Origin of the sequence: Pseudomonas azerbaijanorientalis (assembly GCF_019139795.1) — a bacterium.
GTDB lineage: Bacteria > Pseudomonadota > Gammaproteobacteria > Pseudomonadales > Pseudomonadaceae > Aquipseudomonas > Aquipseudomonas laurylsulfatiphila.
In genome coordinates this window covers 3,574,076-3,592,798 of sequence record NZ_CP077078.1, presented here as the reverse complement: position 1 = coordinate 3,592,798, position 18,723 = coordinate 3,574,076, and the positions used below count along the sequence as shown (strand labels likewise).

The 18,723-nt window shown below is 57.9% G+C and carries 15 protein-coding genes; 6 read left to right on the top strand and 9 right to left on the bottom strand.

Annotation, left to right across the window (positions count from 1 at the left end; genetic code table 11):
* The first annotated feature begins 32 nt into the window (after positions 1-32).
* Both KSS91_RS15905 and KSS91_RS15900 read left to right on the top strand, forming a co-directional pair.
* A complete protein-coding gene (locus tag KSS91_RS15905) occupies positions 33-1,874 on the top strand; it encodes a S8 family serine peptidase (RefSeq protein ID WP_217835350.1) in 1,842 nt (613 codons plus the stop codon).
* A 595-nt stretch (positions 1,875-2,469) separates the two neighbouring features.
* The gene (locus tag KSS91_RS15900) at positions 2,470-7,365 is read left to right on the top strand and encodes an NAD-glutamate dehydrogenase (RefSeq protein ID WP_217835349.1); all 4,896 of its coding nucleotides are present in this window, start codon (positions 2,470-2,472) and stop codon (positions 7,363-7,365) included.
* Between the two features lie 80 nt (positions 7,366-7,445).
* On the opposite strand, the gene KSS91_RS28800 is transcribed toward KSS91_RS15900, so the two are convergent.
* From KSS91_RS28800 to pdxR, 5 genes are all read right to left on the bottom strand, one after another.
* Positions 7,446-7,973, bottom strand: coding sequence for a hypothetical protein (locus tag KSS91_RS28800; RefSeq protein ID WP_217835348.1), 528 nt, complete (start codon positions 7,971-7,973; stop codon positions 7,446-7,448).
* Between the two features lie 245 nt (positions 7,974-8,218).
* Positions 8,219-8,926 (bottom strand): ATPase, encoded by a 708-nt coding sequence (locus KSS91_RS15890; protein ID WP_217835347.1) that lies wholly within the window; start codon positions 8,924-8,926, stop codon positions 8,219-8,221.
* Between the two features lie 228 nt (positions 8,927-9,154).
* Complete coding sequence (locus tag KSS91_RS15885; RefSeq protein WP_015095336.1) at positions 9,155-9,565, bottom strand: cupin domain-containing protein; 411 nt, start codon at positions 9,563-9,565, stop codon at positions 9,155-9,157.
* 180 nt (positions 9,566-9,745) lie between these two features.
* A complete protein-coding gene (locus KSS91_RS15880; RefSeq protein WP_217835346.1) occupies positions 9,746-10,039 on the bottom strand; it encodes an antibiotic biosynthesis monooxygenase family protein in 294 nt (97 codons plus the stop codon).
* 123 nt (positions 10,040-10,162) lie between these two features.
* Positions 10,163-11,596 (bottom strand): MocR-like pyridoxine biosynthesis transcription factor PdxR, encoded by a 1,434-nt coding sequence (gene pdxR / locus KSS91_RS15875; protein ID WP_217835345.1) that lies wholly within the window; start codon positions 11,594-11,596, stop codon positions 10,163-10,165.
* A gap of 205 nt (positions 11,597-11,801) precedes the next feature.
* Between pdxR and KSS91_RS15870 the strand changes: the two genes are divergently transcribed.
* The 3 genes from KSS91_RS15870 to KSS91_RS15860 all read left to right on the top strand — a co-directional run bounded on the left by KSS91_RS15870 (position 11,802) and on the right by KSS91_RS15860 (position 13,991).
* Positions 11,802-12,242: a carboxymuconolactone decarboxylase family protein gene (locus KSS91_RS15870; protein ID WP_015095333.1), complete on the top strand. Its 441-nt coding sequence runs from the start codon at positions 11,802-11,804 to the stop codon at positions 12,240-12,242.
* A gap of 73 nt (positions 12,243-12,315) precedes the next feature.
* Positions 12,316-13,296 (top strand): LysR substrate-binding domain-containing protein, encoded by a 981-nt coding sequence (locus KSS91_RS15865; protein WP_217835344.1) that lies wholly within the window; start codon positions 12,316-12,318, stop codon positions 13,294-13,296.
* A 173-nt stretch (positions 13,297-13,469) separates the two neighbouring features.
* Complete coding sequence (locus tag KSS91_RS15860; RefSeq protein ID WP_217835343.1) at positions 13,470-13,991, top strand: GNAT family N-acetyltransferase; 522 nt, start codon at positions 13,470-13,472, stop codon at positions 13,989-13,991.
* A gap of 1 nt (position 13,992) precedes the next feature.
* On the opposite strand, the gene KSS91_RS28795 is transcribed toward KSS91_RS15860, so the two are convergent.
* The gene (locus KSS91_RS28795; RefSeq protein WP_437179707.1) at positions 13,993-14,142 is read right to left on the bottom strand and encodes a hypothetical protein; all 150 of its coding nucleotides are present in this window, start codon (positions 14,140-14,142) and stop codon (positions 13,993-13,995) included.
* Positions 14,143-14,184: 42 nt separating this feature from the next.
* Between KSS91_RS28795 and KSS91_RS15850 the strand changes: the two genes are divergently transcribed.
* Positions 14,185-14,679 carry a hypothetical protein gene (locus KSS91_RS15850; RefSeq protein WP_217835342.1) on the top strand — a complete coding sequence of 165 codons (495 nt, stop codon included), beginning with the start codon at positions 14,185-14,187 and terminating at the stop codon, positions 14,677-14,679.
* 64 nt (positions 14,680-14,743) lie between these two features.
* On the opposite strand, the gene KSS91_RS15845 is transcribed toward KSS91_RS15850, so the two are convergent.
* From KSS91_RS15845 to KSS91_RS15835, 3 genes are read right to left on the bottom strand one after another with little or no spacing between them, the layout of a single operon-like run.
* A complete protein-coding gene (locus tag KSS91_RS15845; RefSeq protein WP_217835341.1) occupies positions 14,744-16,780 on the bottom strand; it encodes an LTA synthase family protein in 2,037 nt (678 codons plus the stop codon).
* A gap of 32 nt (positions 16,781-16,812) precedes the next feature.
* Entirely contained in the window at positions 16,813-17,430 is a 618-nt protein-coding gene (locus KSS91_RS15840; RefSeq protein WP_126046016.1) for a hypothetical protein, read from the bottom strand.
* Positions 17,427-18,722: a sialidase family protein gene (locus tag KSS91_RS15835; RefSeq protein WP_217835340.1), complete on the bottom strand. Its 1,296-nt coding sequence runs from the start codon at positions 18,720-18,722 to the stop codon at positions 17,427-17,429. The genes KSS91_RS15840 and KSS91_RS15835 overlap by 4 nt, the downstream gene beginning before the upstream one ends.
* Between the last annotated feature and the right edge of the window lies 1 nt (position 18,723).

Here is an 18,723-nt window from a genome sequence, read left to right as displayed (position 1 = left end):
AGCGCCCACGATACTCACTGGAAGGTGTCAACATGCATTCGATAAACAAGTGGCTGAGTCTTGTATGTTTCTGCGCTGTTTTATCGCCTTTATTGGCCTGTGCGGCCGAGCCGGATTATTCGCATGTGATCATTCTGGTCAAAGAGCAGGGTTCCATATCCGACGCTAAAGAAAAAGCTGTTGATAGTCATAACCCGTTAAATGAACTCAAGAAGCTTGCGCCGAACGTGAGGCCATTAGTGCCGGTTACCAAGGTACGGACCAAGGAAGAGTTGCAGGCGCTGCAAAGGCATCGCTTGAATCGTTATTTCATCGTGGATACCCGCACCTTGACGAAAAAGCAGGCTAAGGCATTGGTTCTGAAGTTGAAGCAAAGCCCTTTAGTGGAAGCGGCTGACTTTGAACCAAAGGTAGACGGCATGCATAAGGATAACGGCGCGCCTATTGCGGGCGTGGCAAGTAAAAACATTCCAGACTACACGGGGCGACAAAATTATCTGCAAGGAAAAGCGGCAATATCCCCGTACAAAATAGGTGGCGTGAATGCCTTGGAAGCCTGGAAGGTTTCGGGCGGCAAAGGTCAAGATATGCGTTTGATCTCCGCGGAAATAGATCATTGGTCGTACGATCATGTTGACTTGCCAAAACCCTATCTGGAACTGACGGTCGACGCTGAAACGGACGACCATGACACTTCCAGCGCGGGCATCATTGCTTCTCAGGAAAATGGTTTTGGTACTACCGGCATCGTGCCGTATTCCAGGCTGGGTTATCTGCAGTGGGGGTCGGACAGACTGCTGGAACTGGCAGACCAATTACAGGCGGGTGATGTCTTGCAGTTGGGGGTGCAATACGATTACACGCCTTTCAACGAGGTTGGTTGCACAGATGAATGCCATATGCCACTGGAGTACTCCGGTCCGGTGCGCGACACGATTTCCTATCTGACTGAAGAAAAGGGTGTGCATGTGGTACTGGCTGCGGCCAACGGCAATATCAATCTGGATCATCCTTATTTCAAACGTTACTTTGATCGCAACGTTTTCGACTCTGGCGCAATTTATGCGGGTGCTGTTGATCCCAACACCGGCCTCAGAGCCTCGTTTTCTGAATATGGCAGTCGCGTTGATATGTTCAGCTGGGGAGAGAACGTGACCACTACCGACTGGAGCCGCAGCAATCCGACTACGGGCTATACCCATACCTTCGGCGGAACGTCTTCATCCAACCCGATCCTTGCCGGGGTAGTTGCTTCTCTGCAAGGGGTAGCACGTGCTAACGACCTGGGTAATATTCCACCGAAAGTTCTGCGCGAAATTCTCGTGGATACAGGCTACCCGCAAATCAATGGCAATAGCACGGAAATCGGGGTGCAGCCTGATTTGGAAGCCGCCATCAAAAAGATGCTGGCAGACGGAGCGGATAAACCACCTACGGGGCGTCTTGCCCTGCCTGAAGAGGTGAAGTCCGGGGAGATGTTCAGTGCACATGTCTATGCTGAATCTCCCGTTAAACCCCTGATTTATGATTGGAGTGCAACCGGCTTCACACCTTCGACAGGCAGTACGGCATCGATGTCTTTCAAAGCGCCGACAGTGACCGTCGATACCAGCGCTTCAATTTCGTTAAACGTTTCTGCTGGCACGCATACCATTACGCTAACTGAGCATCTCAATATCAAAGCACCTGCCGGGGGCGGTGAGTGCGGCGATATCCCGACCTGGGATGCCGGCAAAAAATATGTAACTTATGGCGAAGAGGTTGCGCACAAAGGGAAAAAATACAAACAAAACTTCCAGAGCGAGAATAAGCCACCGGATCTCTATTCAGCTCCGTGGGGACAGCCTTGGCACCCAGGGATTGATTGCCCATAACCAGGCAGTGTTGTTGCCTCTGCCGAAATCTTGAACTGCCAGTGAGCACTGAAGGCCCCGTGCTCACTGGCACTTTTGACCCGCTCATCTTCGTTGATCACTGCACCTGACGCCACCAAGCCTCATTCCCCCCCCCCCAAAAAAAAACTCTGTTCGTCCCAGCGGCCATGCTCATGTAGCGAACAACCAGTGTGTTACCGGTCATTTCTGGTACGAAGGTCCCGTAAATGCGGGTGCAAATCCGTCATTTTCCTGTACGACTGCTAGTGTTGTTCGATGCGCATGCCCAGAGCAGCGTGCCGATGACCGAATATGTCGCAGCACCGCAAGCACGGGCCTTGTCGCACTGGTTAAGCTGCGCAACCAATGGATACCTGTAAAGACATTGGAGCAACCCGTGGCCAGTCGTTTTTGCAGATGCCCATTCACGGAAGGTGAATGTGACCTGAGTGTCTCGTCCAGCTTCACCCACCTGTCACCCTGTTTCCTCTGCCCGAGAATCAGGAACCGGGTGACGGCTAGCTTTGAAACGTAGCCCCGAAAGGGGTTTCGCGCGACGCTTCCATCAATAACAAGCCCAAGCGGAGTACCACAGATGGCGTTCTTCACCGCAGCCAGCAAAGCCGACTTCCAGCACCAACTGCAAGCGGCACTGGCGCAGCACATCAGTGAACAGGCACTGCCACAAGTGGCGCTGTTCGCTGAACAATTCTTCGGCATCATTTCCCTTGACGAGCTGACCCAGCGTCGGTTGTCCGACCTTGCTGGCTGCACCCTTTCTGCATGGCGCCTGCTTGAGCGCTTCGATCACGCGCAACCGCAAGTGCGCGTCTTCAACCCCGATTACGAACGCCACGGCTGGCAGTCGACCCACACGGCGGTCGAAGTGCTGCACCACGACCTGCCATTCCTGGTGGACTCGGTGCGTACCGAGTTGAACCGCCGCGGCTACAGCATCCATACCTTGCAAACCACCGTGCTGAGCGTGCGTCGTGGCAGCAAGGGCGAGTTGCTGGAAATCCTGCCTAAAGGCACCCAGGGCGACGACATTCAGCAAGAATCGCTGATGTACCTGGAAATCGACCGCTGTGCCAACACCGCCGAGCTCAATGTGCTGAGCAAAGAGCTGGAGCAGGTGCTCGGTGAAGTTCGCGTGGCCGTCGGCGATTTCGAGCCGATGAAGGCCAAGGTCCAGGAGATCCTGACCAAGCTGGACAACAGCCAGTTCGCCGTCGATGGCGACGAGAAGAACGAAATCAAGAGCTTCCTGGAATGGCTGGTGGGCAACCACTTCACCTTCCTCGGCTACGAAGAGTTCGTGGTAAGCGATGAGGCCGATGGCGGCCATATCGTCTACGACAAGGACTCCTTCCTCGGCCTGACCAAGCTGCTGCGTGCCGGACTGACCTATGATGACCTGCGCATCGAGGACTACGCCGTGAACTACCTGCGCGAACCGACCCTGCTGTCGTTCGCCAAGGCCGCGCACCCAAGCCGTGTACACCGCCCGGCTTACCCGGACTACGTGTCGATCCGCGAAATCGACGCCAACGGCAAGGTCATCAAGGAATGCCGTTTCATGGGCCTGTACACCTCGTCGGTGTATGGCGAGAGCGTGCGGGTGATCCCGTACATCCGCCGCAAGGTCGAGGAAATCGAACACCGTTCCGGCTTCCAGGCCAAGGCTCACCTGGGCAAGGAACTGGCGCAGGTGCTCGAAGTGCTGCCGCGCGACGATCTGTTCCAGACTCCGGTGGACGAGCTGTTCAGCACCGTGATGTCGATCGTGCAGATCCAGGAACGCAACAAGATTCGCGTGTTCCTGCGTAAAGACCCGTACGGCCGTTTCTGCTACTGCCTGGCCTACGTGCCGCGCGACATCTACTCCACCGAAGTGCGCCAGAAGATCCAGCAAGTGCTGATGGATCGCCTGAAAGCTACCGATTGCGAGTTCTGGACCTTCTTCTCCGAGTCCGTGCTGGCCCGCGTGCAGTTGATCCTGCGCGTCGACCCGAAAAACCGCCTCGACATCGACCCGCTGCTGCTGGAAAAAGAAGTGGTGCAGGCCTGCCGCAGCTGGCAGGACGACTACGCCGCACTGACGGTCGAGAGCTTCGGCGAAGCCCAGGGCACCAACGTGCTGGCCGATTTCCCGAAAGGCTTCCCGGCCGGTTACCGCGAGCGTTTTGCCGCGCATTCCGCTGTGGTCGACATGCAGCACCTGTTGAGCCTGAGCGATAAAAACCCGCTGGTGATGAGCTTCTATCAGCCGCTGGGCCAGGTTGCCGGTCAGCGCCAGTTGCATTGCAAGCTGTACCACGCCGATACCCCACTGGCACTGTCCGACGTCCTGCCGATCCTGGAAAACCTCGGTCTGCGCGTGCTGGGCGAGTTCCCGTATCACCTGCGTCACAGCAATGGCCGCGAATTCTGGATTCACGACTTCGCGTTCACCGCCGCCGAAGGCCTGGAACTCGACATCCAGCAGCTCAACGACACGCTGCAGGACGCGTTCGTCCACATCGTGCGTGGCGATGCCGAGAACGACGCGTTCAACCGTCTGGTACTGACCGCCGGCCTGCCATGGCGTGACGTGGCGCTGCTGCGTGCCTACGCCCGTTACCTGAAGCAGATCCGCCTGGGCTTCGACCTGGGTTACATCGCCAGCACCCTGAACAACCACACCGACATCGCTCGCGAACTGACCCGGTTGTTCAAGACCCGTTTCTACCTGGCGCGCAAGCTGACCAGCGATGACCTGGACGACAAGCAACAGCGTCTGGAACACGCGATTCTCAGCGCCCTGGATGACGTCCAGGTACTGAACGAAGACCGCATCCTGCGTCGCTACCTGGACCTGATCAAGGCCACCCTGCGCACCAACTTCTACCAGACCGATGCCAACGGCCATAACAAGTCGTACTTCAGCTTCAAGTTCAACCCGCACTTGATTCCGGAGCTGCCCAAGCCGGTACCGAAGTTTGAAATCTTCGTGTACTCGCCACGCGTCGAAGGCGTGCACCTGCGCTTCGGCAACGTTGCCCGTGGCGGCCTGCGCTGGTCCGACCGTGAAGAAGACTTCCGTACCGAAGTCCTGGGCCTGGTAAAAGCCCAGCAAGTGAAGAACTCGGTGATCGTGCCGGTGGGTGCGAAGGGCGGCTTCCTGCCGCGTCGCCTGCCACTGGGCGGCAGCCGTGACGAGATCGCGGCCGAGGGCATCGCCTGCTACCGCATCTTCATTTCGGGTCTGCTGGACATCACCGACAACCTGAAGGACGGCGCCCTGGTACCACCCGCCAACGTCGTGCGTCATGACGACGATGACCCGTACCTGGTCGTGGCGGCGGACAAAGGCACCGCGACCTTCTCCGACATCGCCAACGGCATCGCCATCGACTACGGCTTCTGGCTGGGTGACGCGTTTGCCTCCGGCGGCTCGGCAGGTTACGACCACAAGAAGATGGGCATCACCGCCAAGGGCGCGTGGGTCGGCGTACAGCGCCACTTCCGCGAGCGCGGCATCAATGTCCAGGAAGACAGCATCACCGTGGTCGGTGTCGGCGACATGGCCGGTGACGTGTTCGGCAACGGCTTGCTGATGTCCGACAAGCTGAAGCTGGTCGCGGCGTTCAACCACCTGCACATCTTCATCGATCCGAACCCTGAGCCGGCGTCGAGCTTCGCCGAGCGTCAGCGCCTGTTCGACCTGCCGCGTTCGGCCTGGTCGGACTACGACACCAGCATCATGTCCGAAGGCGGCGGTATCTTCTCGCGCAGCGCGAAGAGCATCGCGATTTCCCCGCAGATGAAAGAGCGTTTCGACATCGAGGCCGACAAGCTGACCCCGACCGAACTGCTGAACGCCTTGCTCAAGGCGCCAGTGGATCTGCTGTGGAACGGCGGTATCGGTACGTACGTCAAGGCCAGCAGCGAAAGCCACGCCGATGTCGGCGACAAGGCCAACGATGCACTGCGCGTGAACGGCAACGAACTGCGCTGCAAAGTCGTGGGCGAGGGCGGTAACCTGGGCATGACCCAGCTGGGTCGTGTGGAGTTCGGCCTCAATGGCGGCGGTTCCAACACCGACTTCATCGACAACGCCGGTGGCGTGGACTGCTCCGACCACGAAGTGAACATCAAGATTCTGCTGAACGAAGTGGTTCAGGCCGGCGACATGACCGACAAGCAGCGTAACCAGTTGCTGGCGAGCATGACCGACGAAGTCGGTGGTCTGGTGCTGGGCAACAACTACAAGCAGACCCAGGCCCTGTCCCTGGCAGCCCGTCGCGCCTTGCCGCGGATTGCCGAATACAAGCGCCTGATGAACGACCTGGAAGGCCGCGGCAAGCTGGATCGTGCCATCGAGTTCCTGCCGTCGGAAGAAGCGATCAACGAACGTGTCGCGCAAGGCCATGGCCTGACCCGTGCCGAGCTGTCGGTACTGATCTCCTACAGCAAGATCGACCTCAAGGAGCAGTTGCTGGGCTCCCTGGTGCCGGACGACGACTACCTGACCCGCGACATGGAAACCGCTTTCCCGCCAACGCTGGTGAGCAAGTTCTCCGTGGCCATGCGCCGTCACCGCCTGAAGCGCGAAATCGTCAGCACCCAGATCGCCAACGACCTGGTCAACCACATGGGCATCACCTTCGTTCAACGACTCAAAGAGTCGACCGGCATGAGCCCGGCGAACGTGGCCGGCGCCTATGTGATCGTGCGTGACATTTTCCATCTCCCGCACTGGTTCCGTCAGATCGAAAACCTGGACTACCAGGTTGCCGCCGACGTTCAACTGGAGCTGATGGACGAGCTGATGCGCCTGGGCCGTCGCGCCACGCGCTGGTTCCTGCGTGCCCGTCGCAACGAGCAGAACGCTGCCCGTGACGTCGCGCACTTTGGTCCGCACTTGAAAGAGTTGGGCCTGAAGCTCGACGAGCTGCTCAGTGGCGAGATCCGTGAAACCTGGCAGCGCCGTTATCAGGCCTACGTCGAAGCCGGTGTGCCGGAGCTGCTGGCGCGTATGGTGGCTGGTACCTCGCACCTGTACACCCTGCTGCCGATCATCGAGGCTTCCGACGTGACTGGCCAGGATCCGGCTGAGGTGGCCAAGGCTTACTTCGCCGTGGGTAGCGCGCTGGACATCACCTGGTACATGCAACAGATCAGCGCTCTGCCGGTTGAAAACAACTGGCAGGCCCTGGCCCGTGAAGCGTTCCGTGATGACGTCGACTGGCAGCAACGCGCGATCACCATCTCGGTCCTGCAACAGGGCGACGGCACCCAGGACGTGGAAGCACGGCTTTCCCTGTGGATGGCGCAGCACGAAGGCTTGATCGAACGCTGGCGCGCCATGCTGGTGGAAATCCGTGCCGCCAGCGGCACTGACTACGCCATGTACGCGGTGGCCAACCGCGAACTGCTGGACCTGGCGTTGAGCGGTCAAGCGGTAGTGCCTGCCGCCGTCGCCGCCGAGCTGGAACCGGCGGCCTGATCAGGCGTTGAATGAAAAAGCCCCGCATCGAAGGATGCGGGGCTTTTTTTTAATGGGTCAAATCAGCAGACACTGCTATTTCAAGTGTAGGGTGTAGTGCTTTGAGGGGTGGCCACGTTTCTTTCAAGAATGTGCAGTTTGAATAAAACCTGGTGACCCGCCAGGTCGTGGAAGCAATAACGGTTCACCTGAGCGCCCCATAGCATTTTTTTGATAACGCCTGCATTGCGTGCCTGCAAGTAAACGGTCTGATTGTCGCTGTCGAAATCATCTAGCGTGACAGTCTTGAAACTTTCATTCAGCAAGTTAAAAGAAGTCGTATCACCTCCCGCCGCCGGAAGCGCTCCGAGGAAACCTTGGGTGCTCTTGCTGAAGTAGTTGTTGTAGTAGGACTCGCTTAAAATCTGCAGATTGTAGTAGTCGTCATAGCACCTGAAATGCACCACTATCCCTATGCTGTTTTTATTTTTAGAGGTGACGCCCAAGGGTACCATTTTCTGTAAATCAGCGGAGTAGACTTCTGCAGTCGTAATCAAGTGTTTGTGCGGGCCATCTTCGTCGTCTTGCTGAAAATGCCTGTCGCTTAATACCCTTTCGAAAAAAGTCATGGGGCTCCCTTCGCAGCTCAGGTGCGCTATGAAGGATCTTTCCTGGTCTTTGCTCATATATAAATCCATTATTTCAAGTTGAAAAGGTGGCTGTTCCGTGCCGAACTTAAAATAACTTTAATTTGTTTGTTTTACCTTGGTTAATTGTTTCGCAGTGCTACACAGCCCGCTCCCATTTCCTGATTTACTGTGGGAGCGAGCTTGAGCGTGTCTTTAGGCTTCAGAAAGTCTGGGGGGCGATAACATCAATAGCTGTTTTGCTCTGGCGTGTTGTCAATCATCGAGAGATTAGTCGGTTTGCTAAGCAAACTATTGAGCGACTGGTCAAACTTCTGCAGCGCCCTGACTTGCACATTCTGTTGCTCATGGATGTCGGCAACTATGTCTTCACTGCGTTTGTAGTCAGCCCACACGGGACTGAGTGCTTTGGCGTCATGCCCTTGTGCAGTACCGATATAGTTAAAGTTCTTGTCGTAAAAGTCCGCACTGACATCTGACTGGATGTCTGAACTGCGCGATGTCATCAGTTGGCTGCGGGTGTCGACCACCGCCATCACGTCCGGTTTCGCTGCCCTGAGACTCTGCATGTCCGGATACACAGTCACCGAACCGAATTGCCGCTGCAGGGAGGCCTTCACCCAATCCACGGCCAGGTCTGGCCTGGAAGTGGCTACATAGGCGTCATGAATCGGCTGCACCAGCAGGCTCTGGCCGAAACCGGTGCCGGCGTTGGCCTGGTAGTCCCGCAGATAGGCACGGTTCGTCTGGGTATTCTGGCTGTAGACGATGCCCAGCGAGACATGGCTGCCGTTGGTAACCAGGGTGGCGCCACTGCGGCCTACCGGCTCGGTGAAAATACCATTGAGCGAAGAGACCGCCGTGGGCGCAGTCGGGATCGAGCAACCAGTTAACACTACCGTTATGGTCAATGTACTGACAAGTGCAAGTTTCATGGCGTTTCTCCAGTGAAACAGTTTGGTCGACAGTTGAAGTTGTCGGCGTTGTGCCGACGGTGACTTAAGACTAAACCCTGGATGTTTTATTGAAATGGCCAATGTTCGAACTTATCCGGTGGCCAATAGTTTTGTTTGGCTTAATAGCCTGCGGTTAATTGCCTCGGGAAATAAAAAGGCCCGAATTCGTAATTCGAGCCTTTTTATTTATGGCTGTACGTTCAGCCATCAGTTTTCCAGTGGGATCAACACTTTCTCGTCGGGGGCCAATACCATGAACACCAACAGCTTCGCCGGCTTGGTTGTACTGGCGTTTTTCGAGACCAGGTGTTCCGAACCTGCGGGTTCGTACCAATATTCACCGGCCTTGTAGGTGACCGCTTTTTCGCCTTTCACCTGAGAAGTGACCGACCCCGAAAGCACATAGGCCATGGCCGTGCCGTCGTGCTTGTGGGCGATGGACGATTGGCCTGGCTGGTAGTCAACCTCGATCATCAAAGCCTTTTTGCCCGGGGCATTTTTCAGCATCTGGTCCTGCAAAACGGTGACCTTTTCCGAAGGGTCATGGGCAAAGGCCGAAGCGGACACAATCATGGCCAGAGCGGCGAGGGAGGCAGCACAGCAACGCAACATGTTCATGGTTCTTTACCTGCGGTGGTTAGTTGTTGCAAACCACAGTAGTGCGCAAGCGGTAGCGGTTAAACAGCCAATATTCCGGAAGGCGAGGGGACCAATTGACCGAGGTGAAAAGCAAAGATCGCAGCCTGTGGCAGATCCCGTGTAGGAGTTGCCGCAGGCTGCGATCTTTTGATCTTGTTTTCAGACGATCGGAAAACTGTTGAAGTCCACGGCATTGGCCAGTTGGCTGTCGACCAGGCCAATGAAACCCTGGACTTCGGGGCAGTTGAAATGGGATTTCATGGCCGCTTCCGATTGCCAGCGGGCGCTGACGGTCCAGCGATTGCTGTCCTCTGGGCAGCGGTCGACCATATAGGATTCGCAGCCCGGTAGTTCACGCAGGGTTTCGACAATCTTTTGCAGTTGCTTACCCAGTTCATCCGAGCGACCGGCGGCGGCCTGTACCTGTACGGTATTGATCACTTCATGGGACATTGCTCACACTCCTGAATCAGGCCGGACGAATCCTGCTCATTGAGGGTTAACGCCTATGCAGGATAGGCCTGACCCTGGGGACCGCCAATAGCCAATCGCCGGATAAAACCCCAGGCCAATCCGTCAGGCCACCTGCTGCAAAATGTCGCGCACACGGTCCAGGGCGGTGTCGATGTCCAGGGTCTCGATGGCGCCAAAACCGAGGAAAAACCCGGCCTTGGGCGCTTGCTGATAGAAAAAGCCGTCGATGGCATAGAGCCCGACTTCGACTTTTTTCGCCAGTTCGATCACCAATGGAATATCCATGGGCACTTTGCACATCACCACCATGTGGAAACCGGCGGTGGACGGCACCGCCTCCAGCCAGGGTGAGAGGTCTCCGGCCATGCGCGTCAGGATCCGTTCACGGCGCCCGGCATAGACCGTATGGCAGCGGCGGATGTGCTTGAGCAGGCAGCCTTCGGCGATGAACTTGGCCAGCGCCCATTGCGGCAGGGTTGAGGTGTGCAGGTCGGTGAGCTGTTTGGCGCGCACCACGGCCTCCAGGATCGCTGGCGGCAGGATCGTATAGCCAAGCCGCAATTCCGGCAGCAGGGTTTTGGAAAAGGTCCCGACGTAAGCGACGATCCCCCGTTCATCCATACTTTGCAGGGAATCGGTGGGGCGCCCTTCGTAGCGGAACTCGCTGTCGTAGTCGTCCTCAATGATGATCGCGCCCAGCTCATGGGCCTTGGCCAGCAGTGCTTGCCGGCGCGCCTGGCTCATCGGCATGCCCAGCGGGAACTGGTGCGACGGGGTGACGTAGATCAGGCGCGTGCCGCGAGGAATCTGCTCCACCACAATGCCTTCGGCGTCCACCGGCACGCCGATCACCGTGGCACCATGGGTGCCGAACAGCAGCCGCGCCGGCGGGTAGCCGGGGTCCTCCATGGCGACCAGGCTGCCCGGACTGATCAGCACCCGCGCAATCAGGTCCAGGGCCTGCTGCGCGCCGTTGCACACCACCACATCCTCATCCTGGCAATTGACCCCGCGGGAGAACGCGATGTGCCGCGCAATGGCGTTGCGCAGAGCGGGCAAGCCCTCAGGCAGGCTGTACAAGCCCTTGGAGCCGGCTATCTGGCGCAGCGCGTGAGAGGTGCAGCGACGCCAGTCGTCCTGAGGAAACTGGCCTTTGCTGGTGGCGCCACCAATGAAGTCGTAGCGCAGCGAGCCTTCCAGGGTCGGATGACGCAGAAACACCGGCAGGTTGCGCCAGGACTCGATCACCTCGAAGCCGCCAAGCTCTGTGTAGTTCTGTTTACACTGCACCTTCGATGAGCGCGCATTGACGTAAGTGCCTTTGCCGACCACCCCGGTGAGGAAGTTTTCGTAGGTCAACTGGGCGTAGGTATCGGAAATGGTCTTGCGCGAAATACCCAATTGTTCGGCCAGCAACCGGCTGGGCGGCAGTTGCGTCCCGGCGGCCAGGCGTCCGGACTCGATGGCGCTGCGCAGTTGGTTATACAGCTGGCCGGCCAGGTCCTTACGGCCGTTGATGACAACATGCAGTTCCATGTCGGCGAGACTCCGGGGCTGTTGAGGTGCGTGTGCGTCGCGCAAGATTACCCTTATCCGCTCGGTCGGCAGAAGTTGCGCGTTGGAAAAACCGTCAATTGGTCTGCAGGCCGTGGTCCACGGGGAAATCGCGAAATTGGATCTGTCATGCTCGCGCGCCAGCGCTTACCGTGAAAATCAACTCAAGGCAGCACGAGAACGCACCATGAAGCCCCGCCTGGATTACTACAGCGCGTCTCCCAAAGCGATGAAGGCCATGATCGCCATGGAGGCCCTGACCAGCGGCCTGAGCATCGAGCAGGGCCTGCTGCACCTGGTCAAGATTCGCGCCTCGCAACTTAACGGCTGTGCCTTCTGCACCGACATGCACTCGGTGGATGCAAGGCGCCTCGGCGAAAGCGACCGCCGCCTGTATTCCATCGTGGTCTGGCGCGACAGCAACTTTTTCAATCCGCGGGAAAGAGCCGCGCTGGCCTGGACCGAAGCGGTGACCTTGCTCTCGCAAAGCCACGTCCCGGACGATGTTTACGCGCTGGCCAGGGAGCAGTTCAGTGAAAGCGAAATGGTCGACCTGACCATCGCCGTCACCACCATCAACAGCTGGAATCGCCTGGCCGTGAGCTTTCGCCAGACACCCAGCGCCTGAGCCATTGTCACGGCAGGTTCATCAATGATCCGCAGGATGGAACTGTCAGTGTCATGTCGACAGGGAGTCCTCGATGTCAGTCATGGAAACCGGCGCCCACCGGTGCGCTACCGAGTATCGTGTAGTCATCGATAAAAATGCGTCCTGGCGCCAGTTGGCTGCGTGTATCGACCCCGAACTGGCGCTGTGCTTCACCGTCAGTGCCCGTTGCGGTTGTTTCATGCAGGCCGCGCGCAGCCTGAACATCAAGGCCACCCGCCTGCGCAGGCAACTGGCGCTGCTGGAGACACAGCTGCGCTGCTCACTGTTCAACCCGTCAGACAATGGTTTGAGCCTCAGCCGCGATGGCTTGCGCTTGCACGCACAATTGATCGCACTGGCCCATGAGCGCGATCTGCCGGTGATCGAACAGCCGTTGATTCGGCTGGCCGTGGCCGATTCGATCCTGCATGACATTCTCGGGCGTGACCTGGTGGCGCTGCTGCGGCGCAATGCCAGTGTGCGCCTGGACATCAAGACCCTCGACAGCGAACTGTCCCTGCAAGCGGTGAGCGCCGACGTGGTGGTGTGGCTGGGCGAAACCGGATCTCCGTTGCCGGGGCCGAGCTTTGCCACCACCGAACCCCGGTCTCTGGCGCAACTGGAATACCTGCCGCACATTGCCAAGCGTTACTCACGGGTGGCTTCCAGGCCGGAGTGCCAAGAGGAACTGGCCGATTTCCTCCTGGTGCAATGGCAGCAGGACTGCCAGGTTGAAAGCTTCCGGCCATGGAATGCACTGGTGGACCAACGCCTGGCGGGAGCTGTGCAGTTGCAATCCTACGAACTGATGCTGGAGATGATCCGTTGCAGCGCCTGCGTCGGTCTGCTGCCGCACTACATGAGCCATTTCGACCGCGGCCTCGTTGCCTTGCCGGGCCTGTTTGACCGGCCGATGCGGCGACAGGTGTGGATGGCGGTCAATGCCGAGTCACAGGGTGAAGCACAGGTGCGGACGGTCGTCGAGTTGATCGAAAACACCTTCAGCGAGCGTTGGGAGTGGTTCGAAAGCTGAATGCGATCAAAATGTGGGAGCGGGCTTGCTCGCGAATGCGGTGTGTGATTCAACAACAATGTCGACTGACCAGACGCCTTCGCGAGCAAGCCCGCTCCCACATTGATTCTCGCCACACGTGAAGAAAGCGTTATAGAGTGAACGGCCATGTCTGCTTCAAGGATGATTCACCCATGCCGACCACCGAACCCGTTATCACGTTCGAGCGCTTCAACGAATCCCATATCGAAGGCATTACGGCGCTGTACAACGATCCCGCCATCGCCCGGCAGACCCTGCAAATGCCGTTTCAGTCCACCGAGCTTTGGCGCAGTCGCCTGGCGCTGGATAACGAACGCCTGGTGAAGGTAGTGGCCCTGCATCAAGGCACGGTCATCGGCAACATTGGCCTGGAACAGTTCTCGCGCATACGTCGCAGCCATGCCGGCAGTTTCGGCATGGGCGTTGCGGTCGAGTGGCAAGGGAAGGGCGTGGGTTCGAAGCTGCTCGCGACGGCGCTGGATATCGCCGACAACTGGATGAACCTGCAGCGCGTCGAGCTTTCGGTGTATGCCGATAACGAAGCGGCCATTGCCCTGTACCGCAAGTTCGGCTTCGAAACCGAGGGCCTGTTTCGTGATTACGCCGTTCGCGACGGTGTACTGGTGGACACCTTGAGCATGGCGCGCCTGCGTCGCCCGCCCAGGGCCGGCTGAGTCATTCGCCCAGGGCGAACGCCACCGCAGCTGGCGCATGCAGGTCGGTGGTGTCGAGCAAGGGCAGGGTGCTTTGTTCGGGCAGATCAGCAAGTCCACTTTCAATACCGTTCGCGCTTTTAGTCGTACGCTGGCAACGCGCATCTGCCATTCTGAATGTCCGCAGTACTGCTTCAACCAAAGGATCACCGCAATGGACGATGTACAGCAACTGGGCGAGATGCTTCGTCACTACGCAGTAAGTGAAGCGCACAAGAAACAGCTGTTCGAGTCGCAATCGGCACAATGGGCGGCGCGCATTGCTGAACTGTTCGATCAGATCCAGCAGTGGCTGGAGCCAGTGCTGGTACCGCATCTGCTGGAAGTAAGCCGTGAGGCCTATGTTGCATCGGGGCCGAGCGTGCCAGTCGAGGTATCGACGTTCAAGAGCGAAAAGCTGTCCATTGTGATTGCTGGCAAGCCGGTGGAGTTCGTACCGGATGTGATGGGTGTCGGCGGGCAGATTTCCATTGCCGTGATGGGATTTACCGCAGCGCGTTATGGCAGTGTGTCACTGGTGTGCATGCCGCCGGCCACTGGTTGGCAGTGGCGCAAGACCAATGGCTTGAAGGACCCGGATACCTTTGAGTTCGATGCAAACTTTCTGGCGCAACAGCTGCAGAGCCTGATTCCCCGGGAGCGCAGCTGATGTCACAGGTCAGGGCGACCTGCGTCTATCTGCACCATAGACGCGGGCTCGCTGGCGCCAGCAGTTACTGTCGCACGTTCTGATACAGCATTAACCTTGAGGTTTCATGCATGGCGCGGGTCAACTGCACCAGGCGTTTGAACTCTTCAGGGTTTTGCTCGGCCACGTTGTCCAGGGGTGTCTTCGAGGCAAGGTCGTGGAGCGTTGGCGAGCTGCCGTCGTGCTCCATTTGCACCATGTAATGTTGAGTCACGCCGGCAATCAGCGGGAACGTTCCTTCGCGCAATACCAGCGGTACCACGCGTTCACCCTCGGGCGCCGGCTGCTGAATATCACGACCCATGCCGCTGTTGCGGAACTCAAGACCGGCCATGCCCGCCACGGTTGGCAACAAATCCACCAGGCCAACCGCCTCCTGGACCTTGCGTGTCCCGAGCAAGCCCGGGGCGTGGATGATCATCGGCACCGCATTGCTTTCCAGGCCCAGTTGCTCATAGGCCGGGGCCAGGAAAGGGATCTGCGCGATACGGGTGTTGTGGTCGCCAAACAGCACAAAGATGGTGTTGTCGTAGTAGCCGCCGGCCTTGGCGATTTCCATCAAGCGGCCGATGTTGAAGTCCAGCAGGCGCACGGCGTTGTATTGCTCGACACTGCGCGATCCTGCGGCCTGGACTTCCTCGAGGGTAGGGTGCTTGACCTCGAATCCATCATTGGTCTTGGGAATCGTGAAGGGACGATGGTTGCCGGCAGTCTGTACATACGCAAAGAACGGTTTGTCCTTGGGCAGCGCCTGCAGGAGCTGGTCGGTCTCCTTGAACAGGTCCAGATCGGAAATGCCCCAGACATCCACCACCGGGGATTTCCAGTCCCGCTCTTCGTACAGGCGAACGCCGTCGATGCTTTGCCGAATCAAGGCATTCATGTTGGCCCAGCCGGAATTGCCGCCGATGGTGTAGATCTTCTCGTAGCCGGTGAAGGCATTGACCAGGGAGTGCTGCCGGGTGATCAACGGGTTACGCGTCGCAGTCTCTTGACGCGTGACGTCAGGGACCCCGGAAATGCTGGCCCATACGGTTTTTGCGGTGCCGGTCACCGGCACATAGAAGTGCTCGAAGAACCAGCTCTGCGTGGCCAGGCGATCGAGATTGGGGGTCGGATTGATCGGGTTACCGTAAGCCCCGACAGCACTGGTGCCCAGGGATTCAAGCATGACAAACATCACGTTCGGCGGTCGTGATCCCGGTATTTTGTAGGGTTGTGGTGCCTGGTGGCGAACAAAATTAAGCGTTTGCGGATCGGGCTGGTCAACGCCCAGGTAGTTGGCCATGACTGAATAGTGCTCGCGCACCTGTGCTTCGTCATAGCGCGACTGGCCGACCTTGAGCGTGTCATACAGGAAGATCACCGGGTTGAGCCCTAGTGCGGCAGTCTGGTTATTGCCCGAGAAGAAGGCATCGCTCCAGCGCAATGGCACAGGGTTTTCCAGGTTCATGTTCTCGACACGGCCTAAAATGCCCAGCAATACCACCATGACCATCAACGCGCCGCCCCATGTGGCAGAGAACGGGTGAATCGGTTTGCGAGGGCGGTCCAGCGTCACACGCTCCAGATGCACCAGGGCCAGTGTCGTCAACGCTACCGTTGCCAGCCAACCCAGAGAAATCCAGATGACCGGGTAGGTCTGCCAGACCATGTCACGGGATATTTGTGCATCCTCGATGAAGCGCAATACCGTGGCGTTGATCCTCATGCCCAGGTAAGCGTAATGCCCGAAATCGATGATGTAGATCAGCAGCAGGGCGCCTAGAGCCGCGACAATGTAAAGGCGTGCGACCCAGCGCAGCAAGCGGCTTGTGATGAGGTTCCAGCGAGGAATCCAGGCAAGCAAAGCCAACGGCAGCATTACCAGAATGGCCAGGCGCAGATCGAAACGAAAGCCGATGCCCAGGGTTTCCCGTACGGCCTCGTCCTTGATCAGGGCATTAGCGTCGAAACCGGAATAGCCGAAAAAGAACACCACCCGTAGCAGGGCAAACAACGCAAACAGAATCGCTGTTGCGCCTAGCCAATAGTGCAAACGTCTCGATTGCAGCCAACCCATCCAAGTTCCCCTGTTAAATTTGTCGACGAAGCTCAAACGGATCTGGATGCTTTAAACACTGGGCTGGGTTGTTTGTTCAGGCAACCATACGTCCAGCGTGTGAAAAGCATCAGAAGTGCCGCACAGCAAAACAGACCCAGTAGTGGATCAATCAGGTAATCCCAATAGTTTTGCGAAGGTTTTATCCCGGCGATGAAGGCCAGGGTCGCGCTGGACAGCATCACGACGGCCAGGCTGTTGCGCAGGTAAAACAGGCCCAGAGTGAGCAATGCGAAGAAAATCAACATCGGGCGCGGGCTGTATCCAAGTCGATAAGGATCCAGATCGCTCAGACCAAGGGTTGCCGGGTACAGCACCAGGGCCAACAGGGCGAACATGATCAGAATGCAGGTTTTACCCTGCCGCGCAGGCGGCAGGTAGCCCAGCCGACGTAAACAGCCCCATGCCATGAACACCAGTGACGTGATCGCAAGGTCATCGATGTGGCTGCGCAAATACGTGGCCAACGACAACCCGTCCAGCGGTATGAAGCTGGCGGCCAGCAAGGCGGCCAGCAGCGCGATACGCCAGCTCCTGTTCAAACCGAAAGACGGCAGCAAGAGGAAGATGATCATCGCGAAGCAGACATGGGCTTGCCAAAGGTTAATCATTTGAGTCGCTCGGACAGCCACGCATCGTTGAAAGTAACGTGCTTGATGAAAGTGTTGTTCCAGGAATAAACCAGGTGATACATGCCGTCCGGGCTGCGGATGAAATATGGATATTCATATTCAAACTCGCAGCCTCGGGGGTTACAGACACGTGTGTCGAGATTGTTCAGGAATTGCGCCTCCAGAGGTTGGCGCAGCGCGCCACTGGAACCGCGGAACTCATTGCCTATGATTTTTTTGTAGGCCTGGGGTGAAAACGGATCTCCTTCCGGATCAGGTGATTTGTCCAGGTCACGCAACGAGCGCCAATCGTCCATTTTTTCGTCGGTGCCATAAAGGCTCAGCTTGAAGCGACCCTCTTGCAGGTCATTGAGCGCTACCAGCAACCCATGCTCGGGGGTTGCGACGGCTGCCAGCGAGGAGTTCGGATTCCATGGCTCGAGCGGATAAGGTTCACTCCAGCTTTGTCCGGCATCTTCAGTGCGGGTTGCCAGAACACGGTGGTGGGTGTTGCCGGCATAACGCAACAAGGCGATGCCGCGCTGCCCATCCAGCGGAACCACCGTGGGTTGCAATGAGTTCTTGCCGTGGCTGATGCGGTATTTGTCGATCACATCACCGTCTGCGCTCAAGTAGAGGTACTCGGCAAACTTGCCCAGGAACTCGTGGTAGACCGGTAAACCGATGGAACCGTCGGCATGAAACACGGGGGCGGACCGGACCAGGGTGCTGATGTTCAGAAAGGGGGACGTGATCAGTTGGCGCGGAGCGGACCAGGTTTCACCGAAATCGTCGGAAACCATCACGTTGACTGCACTGCCGGCCCAGCCGCCCATGGACACGGATACGTAGAACAACCACAGGCGTTTATCCGGCGCCAGTGCAATCACCGGGTTGCCCAGCTTGCGAATGTATCTTTGGGTGCCCTGTTGGGTCGAATTCCGTGTCGCCAATACCCGTTCGGCACCCCATTCGCCGGTTTTCGCGTCGAAGCGGGCGGAACGCACCTGCACATCGGCTGCGCCTTCGCGAGAGCCGGCAAACCAGGCTGTCATCAAACTACCGTCAGGCAAGGCTGTTACGGCCGAGGAGTGCACGAAGTCCACCAGCCCGGACGAGGCGAAACGGCTGGTATAAATGGGCCTGGCCACTTGATCGGTCACAGCCTTCACTGGATTCATCGCAAAGGACGAATGCGTGTGGGCAGGATTGAGTAACCATGCGGTCACAAAGAGGCAAGACAGTGCGAGATAAACACCGAGGGCAGGAATACTGGGTAGCTTGATGCGCATT